Source organism: Actinoplanes sp. NPDC051411, from assembly GCF_040682075.1.
In the GTDB taxonomy this organism is placed as follows: domain Bacteria; phylum Actinomycetota; class Actinomycetes; order Mycobacteriales; family Micromonosporaceae; genus Actinoplanes.
Genome location: NZ_JBFBAD010000033.1, coordinates 13,328 through 33,532 on the forward strand (window position 1 = coordinate 13,328; position 20,205 = coordinate 33,532).

Sequence of the window (20,205 nt, forward strand, 5' to 3'; positions counted from 1 at the left end):
ACCATCCCCGCCCGGAGGATCCATGGACCGCCGCACCCTGCTCACGAGTTCCGGCGCAGCGCTTGTCGCCGGCGCCCTCGCCCCCCTGATCGGATCCGGCTGGGAGGCGGCCTACGCGGCGCGTCCCGACACCGGCGTCTCCGTGTTCGCGTTCCCGCTGTCGGCGGTGACGCTCCAACCCGGCCCGTTCCTCGACAACATGAACCGGACCCTGGCGTACCTCTCATTCGTCGACGCCGACCGGTTGCTCTACAACTTCCGGGCCAACGCCGGCATCGCGACCTCGGCGCAACCATGCGGCGGATGGGAGTCACCCACCACCGAATTGCGCGGGCACTCCGTGGGCCATCTGCTGTCGGCGCTCGCCCAGGCGTACGGCAACACGCGTAACACCGCGTACAAAACAAAGGGCGACGCCCTGGTCAGCGCGCTCGCGGCCTGTCAGGCCGCGTCCCCTTCTCGCGGCTACCACCCCGGCTATCTGTCGGCGTTCCCGGAGAACTTCTTCGACCGCCTGGAGAGCGGGCAGACGGTCTGGGCACCCTATTACACGATTCACAAGATTATGGCCGGCCTGCTCGACCAATACCTGGTCGCCGGCAACACCCAGGCACTCTCCGTCGTCACCGCGATGGCCGGTTGGGTGAAGACGCGCACCGATCCACTCTCGACGACGACCATGCAGAACGTGGTGCTGCGCACCGAGTTCGGCGGGATGCCCGAGGTGCTCACCAACCTCTACCAGGTCTCCGGCAACCCCGATCACCTGGCCACCGCTCAGCGCTTCGACCACCAGCAGATCCAGAATCCCCTCGCCGCCGATCAGGATCAGCTCGCCGGGTTCCACGCCAACACCCAGATCCCGAAGATCATCGGTGCGATCCGCGAGTACCACGCTTCCGGCACCACTCGGTACCGGGACATCGCGGTCAACTTCTGGGACATCGTCACCCGCCACCACACGTACGCCAACGGCGGCAACTCGAACGGCGAGTACTTCCAGGCGCCGGACGCGATCGCGAGCCAGTTGTCGGACACCACCTGCGAGTGCTGCAACACCTACAACATGCTCAAACTGAGCCGGCAGCTGTTCTTCACCAACCCGGCCCGAGCCGACTACATCGACTACTACGAGCAAGCCCTGTTCAACCAGATCCTCGGGCAGCAGGACCCGAACTCGAGCCATGGCTTCGTCACTTATTACACACCTCTGCGGGCCGGCGGCATCAAGACCTACACCAACGACTACAACGATTTCACCTGCGACCACGGCACCGGCATGGAGTCCAACACCAAGTACGCGGACAGCATCTACTTCTACGCCGGCGAAACCCTGTACGTGAACCTGTTCATCGCCTCCACCCTTACCTGGCCGGGGCGTGGTCTGACCGTGACCCAGACGACCACGTTCCCGTCCGCGAACTCGACCAGGCTCACCATCGGCGGCAGCGGCCACATCGCCGTGAAGGTGCGGGTGCCGTCGTGGACGACCGGGATGACCGTGGCGATCAATGGCGCGAGCCAGAGCCTCACGGCAACGCCCGGGACCTATCTCACGATCGACCGGACCTGGGCGAGCGGCGACGTCCTCGACCTCACGATGGGCGCGACGCTCACCTTCCCGCGCGCGAACGACAACGCGAACGTCGGTGCGGTCAAGTTCGGCGCGATCCTCTATGCCGGGGAGTACGGCACCACCGACCTCCGCGGAACCCTGCCGACCCTGCAGACCGGCGGCCTCACCGCCGCGGGCACCTTGCACTTCACCGGTACGGCGAGCACCGGCGCGGTCTCGCTGATCCCGTTCTACAAGATGCACCACCAGCGGTACACGGTCTATTGGAACCTGTCCGGTTCCTCGGGCGGATCGTCGTCCTACGAGGCCGAGTCCGCCACTCTCGCCGGCCAGGCGGCGGTGCGCAGTTCGAGCGGCGCCTCGGGCGGCGCGCTGGTCGGCTACGTCGGCAACGGCACCGCGAACTACCTGCGGTTCACCAACGTCGCCGCCTCCCGGGCCGGCAGCCACACCGTGATCGTCTACTACGCCGCCGGCGCGGCCCGATCGGTGACGCTGACCGTCAACGGCGTGGCCGGCCCGACCGTGAGCACCCCGTCGACCGGCGGCTGGGACACGATCGGCTCGGTCAGCGCATCGGTGACCCTGGTCGCCGGCACCAACATCATCCAGCTCGGCAACGCCACCGGCTGGGCCCCCGACCTCGACCGGATCGTGGTGGCGGCATGAGGATCCGGCGGTTGACGGTCGCCCTCGTGGTCGCGGCCGGCAGCATCATGGTCGCGGCGGCCCCGGCGGCCGGCAACATCGTGGTCGCGGCGGCCCCGGCGGCCGGCAACATCGTGGTCGCGGCGGCCCCGGCGGCCGTCCGGTCCGGGGTGGTTCCGGGGCTCACCGGGGACGCGGCCCGGCAACGAGCCGGCCAGGCCGCGACGCGGTTCGGGGAAATGCGTGTCAGCTCCTCGCTGGCCGAGTTGCATACCGACTGGGGTGTCAACTTCCCCAACGGGTCCAGTCAGGGGCTGCACGCCACCCAGAGCGTCGTCACCACCGGCCAGCCGACGACCGGCGGCGATTATGTGTACGCGCCGACGGCGATCCCGGCCGGCGGAGCCTGCATCGAGATAACGACCGCATACACCCCGAGCGGCCCCGATCTGTGGGCGTGGGACTGGTGCGGCGGCCGGGACGGAGTCGGCAAGCTCACCCCGATGGACGCCGCATTCCGGTCCACCTACGCCACCACTGTGGACGGTCACACCGCCTACCAGCTCGACGAGCACCGCACTTCCACCACCGCCAACACCTGGACCGCCTATCTCTACAACTACGAGACGGCGGCCTGGGACACCTTCTTCACCAGCTCCGGCACCTATGACCTGCCCCAGTTCCCGTTCGGCTGGGACATGTTCGAGATCTACACCGCCTCCGGCAACTACTGCCACGACCTGGCCGGTCAGGTCTTCGACAGCAGCGCCGTCCAGGTGCTCGCCGGCACAACGTGGACGCCGGCTTCCCCGGCCAACAGCCGGCCCACCCAGCCGACGATTCCGCCCGGCAGCGCGTACGACTGCCCGGCGCTGACCTTCAGCATGGTTCATCCCAACGACCATTGGACGGCACGGATCGGCGGCAACACCAGCGGTTCCACCTCGTACGAGATCGAAGCCGGCGTCCTCGCCGGCCAAGCCGCGGTCCGCAGCTCGGCCGGCGCCTCAGGCGGCGCGCTCGTCGGCTACGTCGGCAACGGCACCGCCAACTACACCCGGCTCTCCGTCACCGCGGCCGGCGCCGGCAGTCACACGGTGACCATCTACTACGCGGCCGGTGCGGCCCGATCGGTGACGCTGACCGTCAACGGCGTGGCCGGCCCCACTGTGAGCACGCCGTCGACCGGTGGCTGGGACACCATCAGCTCGGTCACCACCACCGTGTCTCTCAACGCCGGCACGAACACCGTCCAGCTCGGTAACTCCACCGGCTGGGCTCCCGACCTCGACCGCATAGTCGTGAATTGAGGAATCCCCGATGAGACGAAAACTGATCCCGGTCGTCGTCGCCGTCCTCGTCGCCGCGGTGCTGCCGGCGGCTCGAGCTGAGGCCGCTGTCGCGTTCACCAGCACCGTCGCCAACGGCGTCTGCGTGAGCGTGCCCAACAGCGCCCCCACCAACGCGTTGCAACTGACCCAGCTGGCCTGCAACAGCGGCGCCAATCAGTCCTACCGGTTCACGCCGGTGTCCGGCGACATCTACACGCTCGGCACGGTCACCGCCGGGTCCTGTGTCGACATCACCGGCGCGTCGGCCGCCGACAACGCCGCGGTCATCCAGTACACCTGCAACGGCCAGACCAACCAGCAGTTCCATCTGGTGAGCGTATCGAGCACCAGGTACAACCTGGTGTCGGTCAGCTCCGGCAAGTGCGTCGCGGCGACCGGGGACAGCACCGCGTCCGGCGCCGCCCTGGTCCAGTTGCCCTGCACCACGGCGAGGTCCTGGCAGGTGCCCGGCTTCACCAGTGGCGGCAGCACCGACCCCGGGACCTATGAAGGACTGCCCGCCGTCGCCCCTAACGGCTGCCACAACTCGAGCCTTCCCAAGGCTTACGGAACCAACTTCCCGACTCCGGGCGACCCGCACGGCCTGGGCTACTCGAACCAGACGGCGATCGGCTGGGACGGCAACTACTGGCCGGTCTTCGAGTACCTGTCGGGTTCCTTCTTCGCCCGGGGCGTGAACAGCACCTACAACGCCGGCGGCACGACCATCTGCGGTGGCATGTACTCGTTCAGCGCCTACACCTACGGCGGTAACCCGGGTGCCCAGTCGGTGCAGTGGACCCAGGACTCGGGCTACCTGCCGGCGATGAAGACCACCCGCACCTCCGGTTCGGTGAGCATCTCGATCAAGGACTTCGCGGACGAAGTGACGATCGGCGGCAACGCTTTCGTCCTGGTGTACGCCCGGGTCTCGGTCACCAACAACGGCGCCGCCGCAGTGACGGTGCCCCCCGGCGGCACCGGCCCGAACCTGCTGCGGCTCACCAGCACCAGCCTGGACACCGTCGCCGCCGGGGCGACGAACAACCACGACTTCGTGGTCGCGGTGGACAACTTCGGCTCGGGGGCCGCGCTGCCCACCGGCAGCACCCTGCAGGCCGCGGCGCCGAGCTACGACACCGCCTACAACCAGATGAGCAGCTACTGGAACGGGCGGGTCGCCGAGACGAACACCTTCTCGCTGCCCGACCTGACCCTGCCCAACACCGGCAACCTGGCCAGCCCCGGCACCGCGATGACCAACGCGTACAAGGCCGGCACCATCTACAACCTGATGATGCAGGTCGGCAAGACCGAGTTCAGCGCCGCGAACAACTACGCCTGGCCGCTCAACCACGACGTGCCGGGCGAACTGACGGCCAAGTTCGAGACCGGCGACTTCCACGACGCGCAAAACCTGCTGCTGACCGCACGCATCTCGGAGCAGACCAACTTCAACGAGGTGGGCGCCAACTGGTACTGGGACGGCGTCTGGAAGACGATGGGCGCCTGGGCCGAATACCTGGCGAAGACCAACGACACTTCGTTCGTCAGTCAGTTCTTCCACGACGACGCGAGCGCGACCAGCCCGTGGGGGCCGAGCCTCTACACGATCGCGCGCAACCGCTACCCGGCCCAACTCGCCTCCGACGGGACCCTCGCGACCAACTTCGACAACGACTCCACCGGCCGCTGGCTGTTCAGCAACTTCTCCGCGCTGCAGATGCTGGCCTCCTACCGCTACATCGCGACCCGGATCGGCCAGACCGCCGAGGCGACATGGGCGAGCACCGCGTACACCAACCTGCTGAACTCGCTCAACACCGTCGTCGGTCGCAACCAGAGCACGAACGGCTTCAACTACCTGCCGTGCGAGGTCGACAAGCCGAACACCGCCAACCGCTGCAACACCTACAACGACGCCAACTGGGCCTCACCGGGCTGGGTCGGCCAGAACCAGTGGTCCACCATGCTGGCCGACGGCACGCTGACCGGCATCATGGGCGACCCCGGCCAGATCGACCGGATGTACGCCTGGGGCTTCAACCGGCTGTCGGCGAACGGGCTGCCGTACCCGACCTTCGGCGCCTTCAACGGCTACTCCACCGCCTACAACACGGCGTACTCGTCCGACGGGCTCTTCTCCAACAACTACCGCGACCTGTCGATCACCAGTTACGCCTGGCAGATCAAGACCACCACCGGCGGCCCGAACGCCTGGTGGGAGGCGAACGGCAGCGGTCCCAGCGCCGGCAACCCGTGGATCGGCAACCACGCCGGACCGCAGTTCGGTGCCTGCCCGTACGGCTGGCCGACCTCGGCCCAGCAGCAGGGTTTACTCGAGTCGATCGCCGCGCAGAGCCTCGGCGGCACCCTGTATGTCGGCCGGGGCATACCCAACACGTGGATCGCGGCCGGCCAGCGGACCGCTGTCGGCAACCTGACCAGCGCCTATAACGTCACGTCCGGATCGCGGTCGACCTACGGCGTTGCGCTCGCCGTCACCAAGCCCGGCGCCGGCCGGGTCGTCACGGTGACCCTCTCCGGCAGTGTCCCCGGCGCGGTGCAGATCCAGTTGCCGATCTTCCTCACCGTCGGCGTCTCGGCGGTCAGCGGCGGCACCTACAACGCCACCACCCACACGGTGACGGCGACGTCCGGGGCCACCACGGTCACCATCACCCTCGCTTCCTGATCCCCGATCACCAAGGGGCCGCCGGATTCGCCGGCGGCCCCTTTCCCGTACGCCGTGAGCCGTTCCCGAAAGCCTTTTCGGGAAACCGGCCGAGACGACGGTGGGATAGGCTGACGACGATGTGCGACGCGTCGAAGGTTTTTCGAAAGGAAACCGGTGGGACGACCACGCTCAACCTCTGTCACCCTGACTGACGTCGCCCGGGCCGCCGGCGTCTCGCTGGCCACCGCTTCCAAGGCGCTCAACGCGCGAGCCGAGGTCGCTCCGGAAACCCGGCGGCGGGTCCTGGAAGCCGCCAAGGACATGTCGTTTCGCCCCAATGCACTGGCCAGGGGCCTGGTCTCCGGGCGCACGCACACGGTCGGGCTGCTCATCGACGAACTCGCCGAACGGTTCGCTTTTCCGGTCCTGCTGGGCGCCGAGAACGCGCTCGGCGACGAGGAGAACAGCGTGCTGCTCTGCGACGCCCGCGGCGACGCGATCCGCCGGCGGCACCACATCCAGACCCTGCTGGCCCGGCGGGTCGACGGCCTGATCGTGCTGGGCAGCGACAACGACGTCCGCCCGTCGCTGACCAAGGACATCCCGGTGCCCGTGGTCTATGTCTACGGCGAGTCCGACAATGCGGACGACGTCTCGGTGCTGGCCGACGACCACGGCGGGGCCCGGCTGGCGGCCGAGCACCTGGTCGCCCTCGGCCGCCGGCGGATCGGCACCATCACCGGCCCGCTCAGCTATCGGGCCGCCCGGGAGCGCGTCGCGGCCCTGCACGAGGTGTTGCGCGAAGCGGATCTGCCGCTCGACTGCGCCGAGCCGATGTACGGCGAGTGGTCGCAGCAGTGGGGACGGCAGGCCACCCATGCCCTGCTCGCCCGGCACCCGGCGATCGACGCGATCTTCTGCGGCAACGACCAGATCGCGGCCGGCGCCGCGGAGACCCTGCGCGACCTGGGCCGCGACGTCCCCGGCGACGTGGCGGTGGTGGGCTACGACAACTGGGAGGAGTTCGCCGCTGAGTGCCGGGTGCCGCTGACCACCGTCGACCTCAACCTGGCCCAGCTCGGCGCGACCGCGGTCCGCCTCCTCCTGGAGGCGTTCGAGGGGCGGCCCACCTCCGGTGTCGTCCATCAGCCCGGGCGGTTGGTGATCCGGCAGTCCACCGGCGTGGCCCACACCCAGACCCGACCGTCCTGAAACGCGATCGCGCGGCCCGCGCGGTCGGTACCCCGCCGATGGGCGTCGTGGAGCACCTTTCACCACCGGCCGTGTCTCGGCCTTGCCGGGCGGGATCAGTGAGGGGATGACGGTAGGGGAGAGGGCGTCAGCCACGGCGACCACCGCCAGACCGGGGTTGACCGGTTTGACCATGCGGTAGATGACCGAAAGGCGGGTTCAAGGGCGGCGTCTGGTTGTCCGCACTGCTTCTCCTCGCTCGCCGTTCGCACGCACGACGCGTCGCGCTTCGGAGGGACGCCGGTTTCGGCACGCGGATGTCGGCCGATTGACGAGTCAATTTCGTCTCCCCGCCTCGGGCTGGATGTGACACCGGATGACCCCCGGACCAGGGGACTGTCACGAAGATATTGACGGCTATGAACGTCTGGGCTTAAATATCTCTAGCCACTGAAGTGGGAGCGCTCCCAATCCGCTGCCGACGATGATCGGAAAGGAAGCGCCATGTCCGAACCAGGGCCGCACGCTCGCGGCGGATTCAGCCGGCGGACCGTGTTGAAAGCGTCGGCCGCGACCGCCGGCCTGGTGGCCGCTTCGGCGGCCCTCGCCGAGGTGGGCCCCGAGGCCGAGGCGGCCGGCTTCGTCAACGGGGCCGACGTCAGCTGGGCGCCGCAGATGGAGGCGGCCGGCTACTCCTGGAAGAATTCCAGCGGGCAGACCCAGGACCTGCTGACCATCCTCCGGGGCTACGGCATCGGCGCGATCCGGTTGCGGACGTTCGTGAGCCCGTCCAGCAGCCCGACAGACGGCCATTGCGGCATCAACGAGGTCGCGGCGTTCGCCAAGCGGGTCAAGGCGGCCGGGATGTCGATCATGTTGGACTACATGTTCGGCGACACCTGGAACTCCGTCGGCGTGCAGAATCCGCCCGCGGCGTGGGCGAACATGAGCTACAGCCAGATGCTCTCGGCGATGAACAGCTACGTCAACCAGAGCATGACGGTCATGAAGAACAACGGCGTGCTGCCCACCTGGGTGCAGATCGGCAACGAGATCAACGGCGGGATCTGCCACCCGGTCGGCAGCGTTTCCAAGGGTGCGCAGATGACCGGGCTGCTGAACGCCGCGTACAACCAGGTCAAGCAGGTCTCGCCCGGCACGACGGTGTGCATTCACCTGGCCCAGCCGCAGAAGTACGACTCGATGACGACGTTCTACAACGCCTACCACGGCAACGGCGGGCAGTGGGACATGTCGGTGTTCTCCTCCTACGGCAGCGCGAGCGTGGCCGCCGGCATCGTCGCGAACATGCAGAAGATCTCCGCGCAGTACGGCAAACCCTTCCTGCAGAGCGAATTCGGCGGCCCGGTGAACAAGGTCTCCTCCACCGAGGCGGCGCTGGTCGCCTACATCAAGGCGCTCAAGAGCGCCGGCGGGCAGGGCATCTTCTACTGGGAGCCGGAAGGCTACTCGCCCTTCACCGGCTACAACATGGTCGCCTGGGACTCCGCGAGCCGCCAGCCGACGGCCATCATGAACGGCTTCCTATAGGCCCGCACTGACCGGGAGTCAACAATGAAGCGCTTCACCCGTACCCTCTTGGTTTCCGCGGTCCTCGTGAGCCCGGTCGTCATCGTCGCCGGCACGGCGGCGGTCAGCAGCGCGGCGTCCGCCACCGTCTATTACGTCGCCCCGAACGGCAACGACGGCGCCGCCGGTACGCAGGCCGCGCCGTGGGCCTCAATCGCGCACGCACAGTCGGTCGCGCAGGCGGGCGACACCGTCTACGTCCGCGGTGGCACCTACGCCTTCACCCGCGCCACCAGCACCTGCGCGAGCGAGACCGCCCAGGTCGACGCGATCACCCTGAACAAGAGCGGCAGTTCCGGCAGCCCGATCCGCTACTGGGCCTACCCGGGCGAGCGGCCGTTGTTCGACTTCTCCGGCATGACCGGTGTCGACTGCCGGATCAAAGGCATCGACGTGACCGGGAGCTATGTCCACCTCAAGGGGTTGGAAGTCACCGGCGTACGGCAGAACAACAACAAGAACCACGAGTCGTGGGGCATCTGGGTCACCGGCAGCAACAACACCTTCGAGCAGATCAACGCGCACAATAACATGGGTCCCGGGCTGTTCATCCAGAACGGCGGCGGCAACCTCGTGCTCAACTCCGATTCGCACGACAACTACGACCCGCTGACTTCCAACGGAGCCGGTGAGAGCGCCGACGGGTTCGGCGCGCACATCTCGGCGAATCACCCCGGCAACGTGTTCCGCGGCGACCGGGCCTGGAACAACTCCGACGACGGCTTCGACCTGATCAACGCGTTCTCGTCGGTGCTCATCGAGAATTCGTGGACGTGGCACAACGGCTACCTGCCCGGCACCAACACGGCGTCCGGCAACGGCAACGGGTTCAAGATGGGCGGCTACGGCGGCGGCTACGTGTCGAACGGCGTGAAGCACACCATCCGCTTCTCGGTGGCGTTCAACAACCGGGCGTCCGGCTTCTACGCCAACCATCACACGCTGGCCAACGACTACTTCGACAACACCAGCTACAACAACCACCCCGACTACAACATGCTGGGCGTGAACTCCAGCGGTGCCGCGGTCGGTCTCGGCAATCTGCGGAACAACATCGCGTACGGCGGGACCCTGACGTCGAACATGAGCGGGACGAGTGCCTCGTACAACTCGTGGAATATCGGCGTCACCGTTTCCGACTCGCAGTTCCAGAGTGTCTCGACCTCCGGGTGGGACGCGCCCCGGCAGTCCGACGGCAGCCTGCCCGTCCTGCCCTATCTGCGCCTGGCCGCCACGAGCACGCTGATCGACAAGGGCGTGAACGTCGGCCTGCCGTACAGCGGCAGCGCGCCGGATCTCGGCGCCTTCGAGACCTCCAAGTGACATGGCGGTTCACATGACCACGACGAGGCGCCGGATTCTGGGCGGGCTGGTGGCCCTGGCCGCCGCGATCGCGGGCACCACCGTCCCGGTCGCTCATGCGGCGGCGGCCGCGCGGACCCGCTCCGTCATCCCGTTCGACCAGGGCTGGCTGTTCCACTACGGCGACGCTTCGGGCGCACAGGCACCCACCTATGTGGACACCGCGTGGCGGCATGTCGATGTGCCGCACGACTGGAGCATCGAGGGCCCCAACCCGCCGGCCGATCCGTTCTCCTCGACTGCGCCCAGCACCGGCCGCGGCGGCTACCTGCCCTCCGGCATCGGCTGGTACCGCAAACACTTCTCGCTTACGGTCGCCAGCACCCGCAAGGTGTTCGTGGAGTTCGACGGTGTGATGGCCAACGCCGCCGTGTACGTCAACGGCACGCTGATCGGCACCCACCCGTACGGCTACACCAGCTTCCGCTACGACATCACGGCAGCCGCGAAGTTCGGCGGCGCCGACAACGTCATCGCCGTGAAGACCGACACCACCCAGCAACCGGCCGAGCGGTTCTACGCCGGCGCGGGCATCTACCGCGACGTCCGTCTCCTCGCGACCGACCCGGTGCACGTCGACCAGTGGGCCACCTACGTCACCACGCCGCAGGTCAGCACGTCGGCCGCCACCGTCCACGCGCAGACCACGGTCGTCAACGGCGGCAGCGCGGCGGCAAGTGTCAGCGTGCAGGGCGTGCTCAGCGATCCGGCCGGCACGGCGCTTCCCGCGGTCACCACGGCGGCGAAGACCATCGCCGCCGGGGGGTCGGCCACCTTCGCGTACGACGTCCCGGTCGGAAACCCCAAGCTCTGGGACCTCAAAACCCCCAACCTGTACGCGTTGACCACCAGCGTCCAGGTCGGTGGCACCACAGTGGACGACGACGTCACGTCGGTCGGCATCCGCAGTCTCACGTTCAGCCCGTCGGCCGGGATGCTGCTGAACGGCAAGGCCGTCAAGTTCCAGGGCGTCGCGCTGCACCAGGACTACCACGGGCTCGGCCTGGCCGCGCCGCAGCGGGCCATGCAGCGGCGGCTCGCCGAGCTCAAGGCCCTCGGGGTGAACGCCATCCGGACGGCCCACGACCCGCCCAGCCCGGCCTTCCTCGACCTCGCCGACCGGATGGGCTTCTTTGTGCTGGACGAGTTCTTCGACGTCTGGATCCAGCACAAATATGCGGACGTCGGCGACTACGCCGCGTACTTCGGCAAGGCGGCGCCGGCACCCACCGGAACCCCGGCCGTGCCGGGCGCGAGCGGCTCGGTGCCGTGGTACCAGGTCGACGCGACCAGCATCGTCATGCGGGACCGCAACCATCCCAGCGTGGCGATGTGGAGCACCGGCAACGAGATCCGCGACTCCCTGGCGACGCGCACCCCGCTGCTGGCCCGGATGGTGTCGATCTCGCACGCGCTCGACCCGGGCCGCCCGGTCACCCAGGCGCTGTTCCGGCCCAGTGACAGCGGCGACGTCACCGGCGCCACACGCACCACTGTGGACGTCTTCGGCGGCAACTACCGCTCCGACGAGGTCATCCAGGCGATGGGCATGTCGCCGGCCCGAGCGGGACTGTTCACCGAGATGGGCACTGCCACGTCGTCGTGGGCCACGGTCACCGGCAATCCCGGCGTCACCGGCGAGTTCCTCTGGACCGGCGCCGACTACCTCGGCGAGGCCGACGGGTTGTGGCCCACCGTGCAGGGCACGAGCGGCCTGATGGACGCGGTCGGCACGGTACGACCGATCGGCTACTCGTGGCAGAAGGTCTGGGGCGCATCCACCACGACACCGCCGGCCACCGGTACCACCGCGAGCAAGGTCGTGGCCGCCGCCGACCACACAACCGTGTCGACCGACGTCAACGACGTTTCGTACGTGAAGGCCACCGTTACCGACTCGTCGGGCCGGGTGGTGACCGGCTCGTCGGCACCGGTCGTCTTCGGCATCACCGGACCGGGCGTCATCGTCGCGGTCGACAGCGGCAGCCCGACCGAGGAATCCTTCCGCGGCAACACCCGCAAGGCCTATCAGGGCATCGCGTACGCCCTGGTCCGCGCGACCGGCCCCGGCACCGTCACAGTCACTGCCAGCTCGGCCGGCCTGACCGCCGGCCTGGCCACGCTGACCGGAACCACCAGCCCGTTCGTCGCCTGCACCGGCAGTTGCGATTAGCCGGCCGGGCGGATACCCATTGACCTCTATCTCTGCGTAGCGTCTGGTGTAAGGCATGCGAAAACTCATCGCCGTCGCCCTCGCGGCATTCTCCGGGTTCGCCGCGGCGCTCGCGGCACCAGCGGTCGTGCAGGCCGCCGCCTGCGCCGGCACAATCCAGATCGGCTCGTTGACCTTCGACCCGCCCCAAGTGACACCCGGGCAAAGCAGCACAGTCACGACGGTCGTGCAGAACTGCACCTCACAACCGCAGACCTTCTCGGTCATGACGACCGCACGGTTCCTCGGCACGACCAGCGGAATCCCGGCCGGATGCCCGGTCATCGACCCGCTGCCCCCGCGGCAGGTCACGCTCGTCAGCAGCGGCACCTGGAGCGGCAGCACCGGCTACACGGTGTTCTCCGGCTGCACGGCAACCGCGCTGGAGGTGACCGTCCGGGTCACCGACCCCGCCGGCACGCTACTCGACACGGCCACCGCGGATCTCCCGATCACGGCGGCGGCTCCCGCCTGCGCGGTGACCTACCGCGTCACCGCCCAGTGGAACCACGGCTTCGTCGCCCAAGCCACCATCACGAACACCGCCGACCAGGCCATCACCGGTTGGACGCTGACCTTCACCTACAGTTCCGGGCAGCGGGTCACCTCCGCCTGGAATGCGACCGTCACCCAGACGTCAGGCACGGTCAACGCCAGCGCCGAGAACTACGACGCCACCATCGCTCCCGGCGCGTCGGTCACCTTCGGACTCACCGGCACATGGTCGGGCGCCAACCCACCACCCCAGGCGTTCACCCTCAACGGCGACGCCTGCCGCGTCTGACACCATCCGACTCCGCCCGACCCGCGGGCCGGGCGGGTCAGTTCCTCAGCTGGGCAGTTCTGCCAATCGACGTGGGGTGAGAAAGCTGTTGCGATAGAGGTTGAGGCGAGGAGAAAGCAGATGTCACAACGCGTGCGGCTTCGGCACCTGCCGGGGCGTCTCACCACCGGGATGTTCATCGTCAACTCGGGCCTGTCCAAGCGGCAGGTGGACGACGACACCGCGGCGGGTCTGCACGGCATGGCGGCCGTGGCCTACCCGTTCGTTCGTTCGGTCCCCCCGCGGCGATTCGCCCGTCTGGTCTGCGCCGGAGAACTGGCGTTGGGAACCGCGCTGCTCCTTCCGGTCGTACCCGCCGTAGTTGCCGGTGCCGCTCTCACGGCTTTCTCGGCTGGACTGCTCGGTCTGTACTTCCGCGTCCCCGAAATGCGCGAGGAGGGGAGCTTGCGTCCGACCCAGCAGGGCATGACCCTCGCAAAGGACGTTTGGTTGCTGGGCATCGGTCTCACGTTGCTCATCGACGGGCTCGGCGACGATGTGTAGTGACCGCGGCGCTTCGGTTCCGGACGGCGGCATTGGCAATGATGCCAATCGACGCGGAAGGCTGGGCGCGGTAGTCCTGAGATGGCGGGCCGGCTGGCTGGACCGTGTCGCCTCGCCGATCCCCGTCCCGGCCGTCGCGGTACGGCACCGGACGCTGAGAAGGGACCACCGGTATGCCCGTCTTCGGAGTCGCCAGGTTCGAACGCTTCTTCCGGCTCGCCGCCGAACTGGACGTCGACAAGGACGACCTCAAACGCTTCTCGGAGTTCGTGGAGCACAAGCTCTACGACCTACTCGTGATGGCGCAGGCCACCGCGTCGGCCAATCTCCGCGATGTGATCGAGCCGTACGACTTGCCCATCACCAAAGGTTTTCAGGAGAACATCCACAAGTTTCGGAAGATGGACGACGACATCGAACTGAAGCCGATCCTGGACCGGCTGGCGACGTACCCGCCGCTCGACCGGCTGCCGAGCCAGGAGACCGAGGCGCGGCTGCCCGAGGTTGTCGGGGGCCTGGGCTCGGCTTTGGCCAAGATTATCAGGACCGTCGACCCCGAGGTGAAGAACCCGCAGAGCCAGCACTGGGAACGCGCCATGCGGATCTTCGATGAGCTGATGTGATCACATGTTCTCCTCCGCGTCGCGGACGCGGCCGGACCCGTCCCCTTCCGGCGGCCTTGCCGGCATCGTCGAAGGACGTCTCATCCCGGCCGGGGGAGGGACGCTCACCCGCGGCCGCGGAGCGTGTAAGGCGCCCGGTCGCCTGAACGAGAGGAAGTGCCGGCGTGAAGAGGATTGTGGAAATCGTGCCGGCGTCTCCCGGCCGGTACGCCCGCCGGCGCTTCACCCCCGAACGCACCCGGTCCTATCCGGTCACCTTCTGCGCGCGCGTCGAGGACGCCGAACCGAGCACCCGGCACGTCGTGGTCGGCGCCGATGCCGGCGGTCAACGGCCCGGCGCGGATCTCATCCGGTACGTCTACCGGCGCTGGGCGAAGGGCAGCCGGAGGACGTGTTCAACCCGGTCTATCCAGCGACGGAGTCCCGGACATGAGAATCGCCATCATCGGAGTGGGCAATGTCGGCAGCGCGCTGGCACGCGCCTTCCGCACGGCCGGACACACGGTCGTGGTGAGCTCCCGCCGCGCCTCGCTCGCCGAGAAGATCGCCGAGGAACTGGGCGTCTCCGCCGCGTCCTCCAACCGGGCGGTGGCCGAGAACGCCGAGATGGTGGTGCTGGCGGTCCCCGCGAAGGCGGTGGCGTCGGTGCTGGACGAGACCGCGGAGTTCCTCGACGGCACCATCGTTGTGGATCCCACCAACCCGGCAGACGAGGACGCCGAGACCGTCCTGCGGGCCTCCGCGTCGCTGGCGGAGGCGGTGGTCCTCTTGGCGCCCGGCGCCCGGGTGGTCAAGGCCTTCAACACGGTTTTCGCGAGCCGTCTCAACGATCCGGCGATCGACGGCATCCCGCTCGACGGCTTCTACGCCGGTGACGACGCACAGGCCAAGCAGGTCGTCGCGGATCTCCTGGCGGACATGGGTTTCCGGCCGGTCGATACCGGTGAGCTGCTGACCGCACGCGCGCTGGAACTGATGGCCTTCCTCAACATCAGTTTGAACGCCCGCGGCGGCTGGCCGTGGCGGTCAGGGTGGAAACTTCTCGGTCCGGTGGACTGACGACGCCCTGAGGCACAGCATCACCCCGCCGGCGGTGTGTCCGCGACGCCAGCACGGTCGTGCCGGCCAGCACGTCGCGGCGGACCGCAAGCTCGCCGTACGTGTCCTGAGGGCGAACTCCCCCGCCCAGGGTGAGCCCGCCTCATCTCGAGGGCAGTGACGCTGGAACTCCTATCGGCCGTAGGGAGAAGAATCGTGACGATCACCATGGGGCTCGCCGGTGCGGGCCGCCGAGCAGTACGAGTACACGCCCCGGCGTTGTCCACGGCCCCGGACATCCGCTTTGCCGGCATCTGGGCCCTGAGTCCCGGGCCGGCGCGGGCGCTCGCCGGCCGGTACGGTGTCCCCGCGTTCGGGGAGTTCGGCTACCTGTTGGAGAACTGCGACGCCGTGGCGTTCGCGGTGCCGCCCGCGGCGCAACCTGACCTGGCCGCGACGGCAGTCCGGCGCGGCCGCAGCGTCCTGCTGGAGCGGCCGATGGCCGGCGACCTCGCGGGGGCGGAGGAACTGGCCAAAACAGTACGGGAGAAGAACGTCGTCTCGCAGATGGGTCTCGCCTGGCGCTACGCCGCCGAGGTAAGGCGCTTCCTGCACACCGAACTGAAGCGGGTGCGGCCGGTGAGCGGCCGGGGGCGTGTGCTCTCCGACGATCACCTGGACGACGACCTCGCGGCCACCTGGCGGATCGAGCGGGGCGTGCTTCGCGACCACGGGGTAGATCTTCTCGATCTGCTGGAGGCCACGCTCGGCCCGATCGCCGACGTACAGGCGCACGGTAACCAGCACGGCTGGATCGGCCTCATGCTCGATCACCTCGGCGGTCATTACAGTGAGGCGTCCATGTCGGCGACCGTGCCGCGCGACATCTTCCGCGCCGACGTCGAGATCTTCGGCCCGGGCGGCGCGGCGGCGCTCGACTGTATCGACGTCGTCGGGCCGGCCGCCTATCGCACCATGTACGCCGAGTTCGCCGCCGCCGTGGAACAACAGACGGCTCCGGCTCTGGACGTCGAGCACGGCCTGCATCTGCAGCGGGTGATCGAGTCCGCCGAAACCGGCGTCGTGTTCGGCGCCTGACTGTATGTCAGACGTACGCCTCGTGGACGAAGCACCACCGCCAGCTCTCGTCAGGCCTCCGGAAGGAGGCGCTTGTCGTCGACCGCCAGGAACACCGTCGAATCGTGCACCCCGGCGATGTCATCTGCCGCCGCATAGACATTGGCCCGAAGCAGACCCTTCCGGTCGATCTTGATGAAACCGACCCGGCATAGGCGATCGCGCAGCTCGCCGGCAACGTGTGGCTCATCGTCCGGGATGGCCTGACATCGGCCGGTCACCGCCCCGGGGTCGCCGAGCTTCACCACCGTCACCATGCCGATCGCGCGGTCGATGGCATCGCAGACGGCCATACCCCCCAGCACCTGGGAGATCGGTCCGAGGCGGTCGCCGCGGTATTCGTCGTGCCGCTGCACCTCGGTGCTACCGGCCGCTGCCAAGGCCTGCCGAGCCTGATCGACTTCCTCGTCGGTGCCGTGCACAACCACCAGGTAGCTGCCGTCCCGGACCAGGCGCTCGTACCTCGGCAGATGCCGTTGCGCCACGAAGTGGCCGAGGACCGCGCCGACGACGCCGCCGAGCAGAGCACGCTGGCCGGCGCCGGCCGCCGCCGCGGCGAGCGGGCCGAGCACGAAGAGCGGCCCGGCGCCCGGCACGAACAACAGCGCACTGCCCGCCAGCAGTCCGAACAGACCACCGACCCAGGCTCCGGTGGCCGCACTCGGTCCCGCGATGTCGCCCGTTGTCACGTACCCGTTGAACCGCAGTTCGCTCTGCAGGTCCCGGCCGACCACGGAGATCTGGTCCGGGCGCAGGCCGGCCTCGATGAGCCGCTCCACCGCCCGTTGCGCCGTGTCGAAGTCAGCGAAGACGGCGATGACAGCTTGCTGGTACTCCAGGACCGGGGTGCCATCGACGGCCGGCGCGTCGGTGCCGATCGGGGCGAGGCCGCCGTTTCCCGGTGCGGATCCCCGGCCAACGTCGAGGGTGTCGGTCATGACTTAGCTCCCTTGCGTGTCACGGGGTTGCGGATGACGTTGCGCTGCATCACATTCCGGCAACCGGCACCACCGGCCCGCGAGCGCGACGCCCACCCGCGGAAGCAGTGGGACCCTGCACTGCCACCCCCGAACGATCGCTCCCGTCCGGGTGAGACCGGCTCACCCGGACAAGGCGATCCGGGCGTTTCATGTGGCCGCACGCACGGCGTGCGCGACGGCCGGGGCACCACGACCGGCCAACGGCCAGCGGGTACGGATACTGAGCCACGCCTCACGCCACCACGATCGCGGCGACCGCCGGCGCGGCCAGCGCCGGCGACGGCGCCCACCGTGACCTGGATGACGAGGGAGCCGGTAAAGAACGCCACAACCTGCCGCTGACCGGCCTCGTCACAGTTGGCGGGCCGGGCCCGTCAGAGAAGACGTACACGTTGACAGAGCTGAGGGGAACTGGTCATGACCTATGTCGTGGACTTCGAGACCGTGTCGACCGCCGGGCTGGAGTCGTCGCCGGCCTCCGAGGCGCTGGCCGGGCTGCGGGCGAACGAGGCCCGTTACTTCAAGAACAAGTACGACCACGTGTTCACGACCTCGCCCGCCGAGGAAGCCCGGGCGACCGTCGATTGGGTGAGCGGCGTCCTCAAGAAGGAGCGCGGCATGGTCATCTCCTCGCCGCCGCTCGAGGCGACCGAGTTCCAGGTCGACGGCGTCCGGTGGGCCTACGTCTTCTACCAGAGCGGCCTGTCGATCAACGTCCTCTACACGCTCGACGACGGCGGGAAACGGGCGGTCGGCTTCAAGCTGTCCGACGGCATGGAGGTGCCGGAGGAACTGGGGGCGTTCAAGTTCGCCCGTCAGAAGTCGAAGCTGGCTGGGACGATCCGGGGCTCATTCTTCGTCATCAGGAACGAGCACTGATCGGATTCGGCAGTGCGGGTATCGGCGTAGGTCCCGCCACCGGATCTGTGGCGGGACCGTTCACGCCGGACTAGTTCGTCGACAGAGGGCGGGCTCGCGGGCGAGGGCATAGCCGGGGAGCGGTCGAGGCGTATGCCGCTGTGGTCGTAGCGCCGCCGCCGGCAAACGGCCGTACTCCGTCCAGTACTTGCCGACACCGCCCCGATCTGGCTCGGTCTCGCCAACGGCAAAATCGGCGTCTACTTCGGACCCGCCCTCAGCCTCAAATGCGACGCGGCCCACATCCCCGACACGAAGTTTCTAAGCCAGTTCAGCTCGACCCCGGTCGGCTTCGTGACCGCCAAGAATTCGCCGATCGCCCCCGCCCTCCGCGACGCCGTCAACAAACTGATCACCACCGGCGACTACGCCAAGATCCTGGCCAAGTGGGGCGTCCCCGACTCCGGCATCCCCAAGTCCGCCCTGAACCCGCCCTCCTCGTTGTAATGCCGTGCGTCGCTGCGGGTCCTTCACCCGCAGCGACGCCGCCGGGCGCGTCCTCCGCTCAAGCTCGTCCCTGGAGTCGCCGGTCTGCGCGCGGGGCTGAATCCGCGGTCGGCAGTTCCTCGCCCGCCCCGGCGCCTCCCCGAGCGATCCGTCTTGCCGGTCAGGCGGTGACGGCGTCGATGGCCTTCTTCAGAGCGGACGGCTGGGCCGGCGTGCGTGGAGCTTTGGCCCGCAGCTCGATCATCCGGGCGCCGATGTCCTGCAGCTGCGTACGGGTCAGGCCGTCACGTACCTTCGGGAACCAGTCCTGCTCCTCCTCTTCGACGTGGTGGGTCACGTTTTCGATGAGGACCGTGGTCTTGGCGTCGAAGCGTTCGTCGTCGGGTTTCATGCCGTGTAGTTCCGCGCAGAGGATGTCGGCCACGTGGTGTTCCTCGTAGGATTCGAGGACGTCGTCTTCGAGGTCGGGCAGGAGTTTGCGGACCTCGGGATACATGACTTCGTTCTCGATGTAGGTGTGGACCGTCAGCGCCTCGATGATGTCCTTGACGATGGCGCCCTTGCGCGCGGCGGCGTTCTCGCCCGCGCTCTGGAATTGGCGGAAGAGCTTTCGCATTTCCTTGTGGTCGTTCTTCAGGAGCACGATGGCGTCGGTCGACATGGTTGTCCTCTTCGCTGGTGAGTGGATCTTTCGATGGTCAGGCGTGGGGGATGGGGAACTGGGCCCATATGTGTTTGACGTTGCCGTTGGCGTACCAGCCGATCTCGAGGGCGAGATCGGCGGCCAGTTGCAGGCCGAGACCGCCGGCGCCCGGCGGCCGGTCTTGGGCGAATTCGGGGTGGGCGGCCGGTTCCTCGTCGGCGACGTCGAGGATGAAGGCTTCGTCGGTTCGGCTGAGCCGTACGACGGTGGGCGGCCGCGCGTGGGCGAGAGCGTTCGTGGCGAGTTCGGTGGCGACTATCGCGACCTTCTCCGGAATTTCGTCGAGGACACCGCCGGCGGGCAACGGTTCGCCGGTGAGCGCCCTGTGCAACGAGGCTCGCAGCGACCGCAGCTCGGCGAAGCTGTCCAGCACCCACTGCGCGATCTCGGTGCTCGGCGCCGGGGGACGAGAGGTACTCAGTGCGGGCACGGCGATGTCGTTACC

General features: G+C 68.3%; 17 protein-coding genes. 14 read left to right on the forward strand and 3 right to left on the reverse strand.

Going from position 1 to position 20,205, the window contains the following annotated elements:
• Positions 1 to 22: 22 nt before the first annotated feature.
• The 12 genes from AB0M88_RS19800 to AB0M88_RS19855 all read left to right on the forward strand — a co-directional run bounded on the left by AB0M88_RS19800 (position 23) and on the right by AB0M88_RS19855 (position 16,673).
• Complete coding sequence (locus AB0M88_RS19800) at positions 23 to 2,245, forward strand: beta-L-arabinofuranosidase domain-containing protein (RefSeq protein ID WP_364103786.1); 2,223 nt, start codon at positions 23 to 25, stop codon at positions 2,243 to 2,245.
• The gene (locus AB0M88_RS19805) at positions 2,242 to 3,534 is read left to right on the forward strand and encodes a carbohydrate-binding protein (RefSeq protein ID WP_364103789.1); all 1,293 of its coding nucleotides are present in this window, start codon (positions 2,242 to 2,244) and stop codon (positions 3,532 to 3,534) included. Before AB0M88_RS19800 ends, AB0M88_RS19805 begins: the two co-directional genes overlap by 4 nt.
• 10 nt (positions 3,535 to 3,544) lie before the next feature.
• Complete coding sequence (locus AB0M88_RS19810) at positions 3,545 to 6,250, forward strand: RICIN domain-containing protein (protein ID WP_364103792.1); 2,706 nt, start codon at positions 3,545 to 3,547, stop codon at positions 6,248 to 6,250.
• A gap of 156 nt (positions 6,251 to 6,406) precedes the next feature.
• Positions 6,407 to 7,444: a LacI family DNA-binding transcriptional regulator gene (locus AB0M88_RS19815; RefSeq protein ID WP_364103795.1), complete on the forward strand. Its 1,038-nt coding sequence runs from the start codon at positions 6,407 to 6,409 to the stop codon at positions 7,442 to 7,444.
• Between the two features lie 483 nt (positions 7,445 to 7,927).
• On the forward strand, positions 7,928 to 8,974 hold the full coding sequence (locus AB0M88_RS19820; RefSeq protein WP_364103798.1) for a glycosyl hydrolase 53 family protein: 1,047 nt from the start codon (positions 7,928 to 7,930) through the stop codon (positions 8,972 to 8,974).
• Between the two features lie 24 nt (positions 8,975 to 8,998).
• Positions 8,999 to 10,336 (forward strand): right-handed parallel beta-helix repeat-containing protein, encoded by a 1,338-nt coding sequence (locus AB0M88_RS19825; protein ID WP_364103801.1) that lies wholly within the window; start codon positions 8,999 to 9,001, stop codon positions 10,334 to 10,336.
• A 13-nt stretch (positions 10,337 to 10,349) separates the two neighbouring features.
• Complete coding sequence (locus AB0M88_RS19830) at positions 10,350 to 12,548, forward strand: glycoside hydrolase family 2 TIM barrel-domain containing protein (RefSeq protein ID WP_364103804.1); 2,199 nt, start codon at positions 10,350 to 10,352, stop codon at positions 12,546 to 12,548.
• Positions 12,549 to 12,603: 55 nt separating this feature from the next.
• Complete coding sequence (locus AB0M88_RS19835) at positions 12,604 to 13,371, forward strand: cellulose-binding domain-containing protein (RefSeq protein ID WP_364103807.1); 768 nt, start codon at positions 12,604 to 12,606, stop codon at positions 13,369 to 13,371.
• Between the two features lie 171 nt (positions 13,372 to 13,542).
• Entirely contained in the window at positions 13,543 to 13,914 is a 372-nt protein-coding gene (locus AB0M88_RS19840) for a hypothetical protein (protein ID WP_364103810.1), read from the forward strand.
• A 173-nt stretch (positions 13,915 to 14,087) separates the two neighbouring features.
• A complete protein-coding gene (locus AB0M88_RS19845; RefSeq protein WP_364103813.1) occupies positions 14,088 to 14,537 on the forward strand; it encodes a DUF1931 family protein in 450 nt (149 codons plus the stop codon).
• 429 nt (positions 14,538 to 14,966) lie between these two features.
• Positions 14,967 to 15,596, forward strand: a complete 630-nt coding sequence (locus AB0M88_RS19850; protein ID WP_364103816.1) for an NADPH-dependent F420 reductase — start codon at positions 14,967 to 14,969, stop codon at positions 15,594 to 15,596.
• A gap of 195 nt (positions 15,597 to 15,791) precedes the next feature.
• Positions 15,792 to 16,673 (forward strand): Gfo/Idh/MocA family oxidoreductase, encoded by an 882-nt coding sequence (locus tag AB0M88_RS19855; RefSeq protein WP_364103819.1) that lies wholly within the window; start codon positions 15,792 to 15,794, stop codon positions 16,671 to 16,673.
• 50 nt (positions 16,674 to 16,723) lie between these two features.
• On the opposite strand, the gene AB0M88_RS19860 is transcribed toward AB0M88_RS19855, so the two are convergent.
• Positions 16,724 to 17,650: a general stress protein gene (locus AB0M88_RS19860; RefSeq protein ID WP_364103822.1), complete on the reverse strand. Its 927-nt coding sequence runs from the start codon at positions 17,648 to 17,650 to the stop codon at positions 16,724 to 16,726.
• Between the two features lie 459 nt (positions 17,651 to 18,109).
• Between AB0M88_RS19860 and AB0M88_RS19865 the strand changes: the two genes are divergently transcribed.
• Together AB0M88_RS19865 and AB0M88_RS19870 are read left to right on the forward strand one after the other, a co-directional pair.
• The gene (locus AB0M88_RS19865; protein ID WP_364103825.1) at positions 18,110 to 18,571 is read left to right on the forward strand and encodes a phage tail protein; all 462 of its coding nucleotides are present in this window, start codon (positions 18,110 to 18,112) and stop codon (positions 18,569 to 18,571) included.
• Positions 18,572 to 18,904: 333 nt separating this feature from the next.
• Entirely contained in the window at positions 18,905 to 19,057 is a 153-nt protein-coding gene (locus AB0M88_RS19870; protein ID WP_364103828.1) for a hypothetical protein, read from the forward strand.
• Between the two features lie 160 nt (positions 19,058 to 19,217).
• On the opposite strand, the gene AB0M88_RS19875 is transcribed toward AB0M88_RS19870, so the two are convergent.
• Together AB0M88_RS19875 and AB0M88_RS19880 are read right to left on the reverse strand one after the other, a co-directional pair.
• The gene (locus AB0M88_RS19875) at positions 19,218 to 19,718 is read right to left on the reverse strand and encodes a hemerythrin domain-containing protein (RefSeq protein WP_364103831.1); all 501 of its coding nucleotides are present in this window, start codon (positions 19,716 to 19,718) and stop codon (positions 19,218 to 19,220) included.
• A 37-nt stretch (positions 19,719 to 19,755) separates the two neighbouring features.
• A complete protein-coding gene (locus AB0M88_RS19880) occupies positions 19,756 to 20,190 on the reverse strand; it encodes an ATP-binding protein (RefSeq protein ID WP_364103834.1) in 435 nt (144 codons plus the stop codon).
• Positions 20,191 to 20,205: the final 15 nt, after the last annotated feature.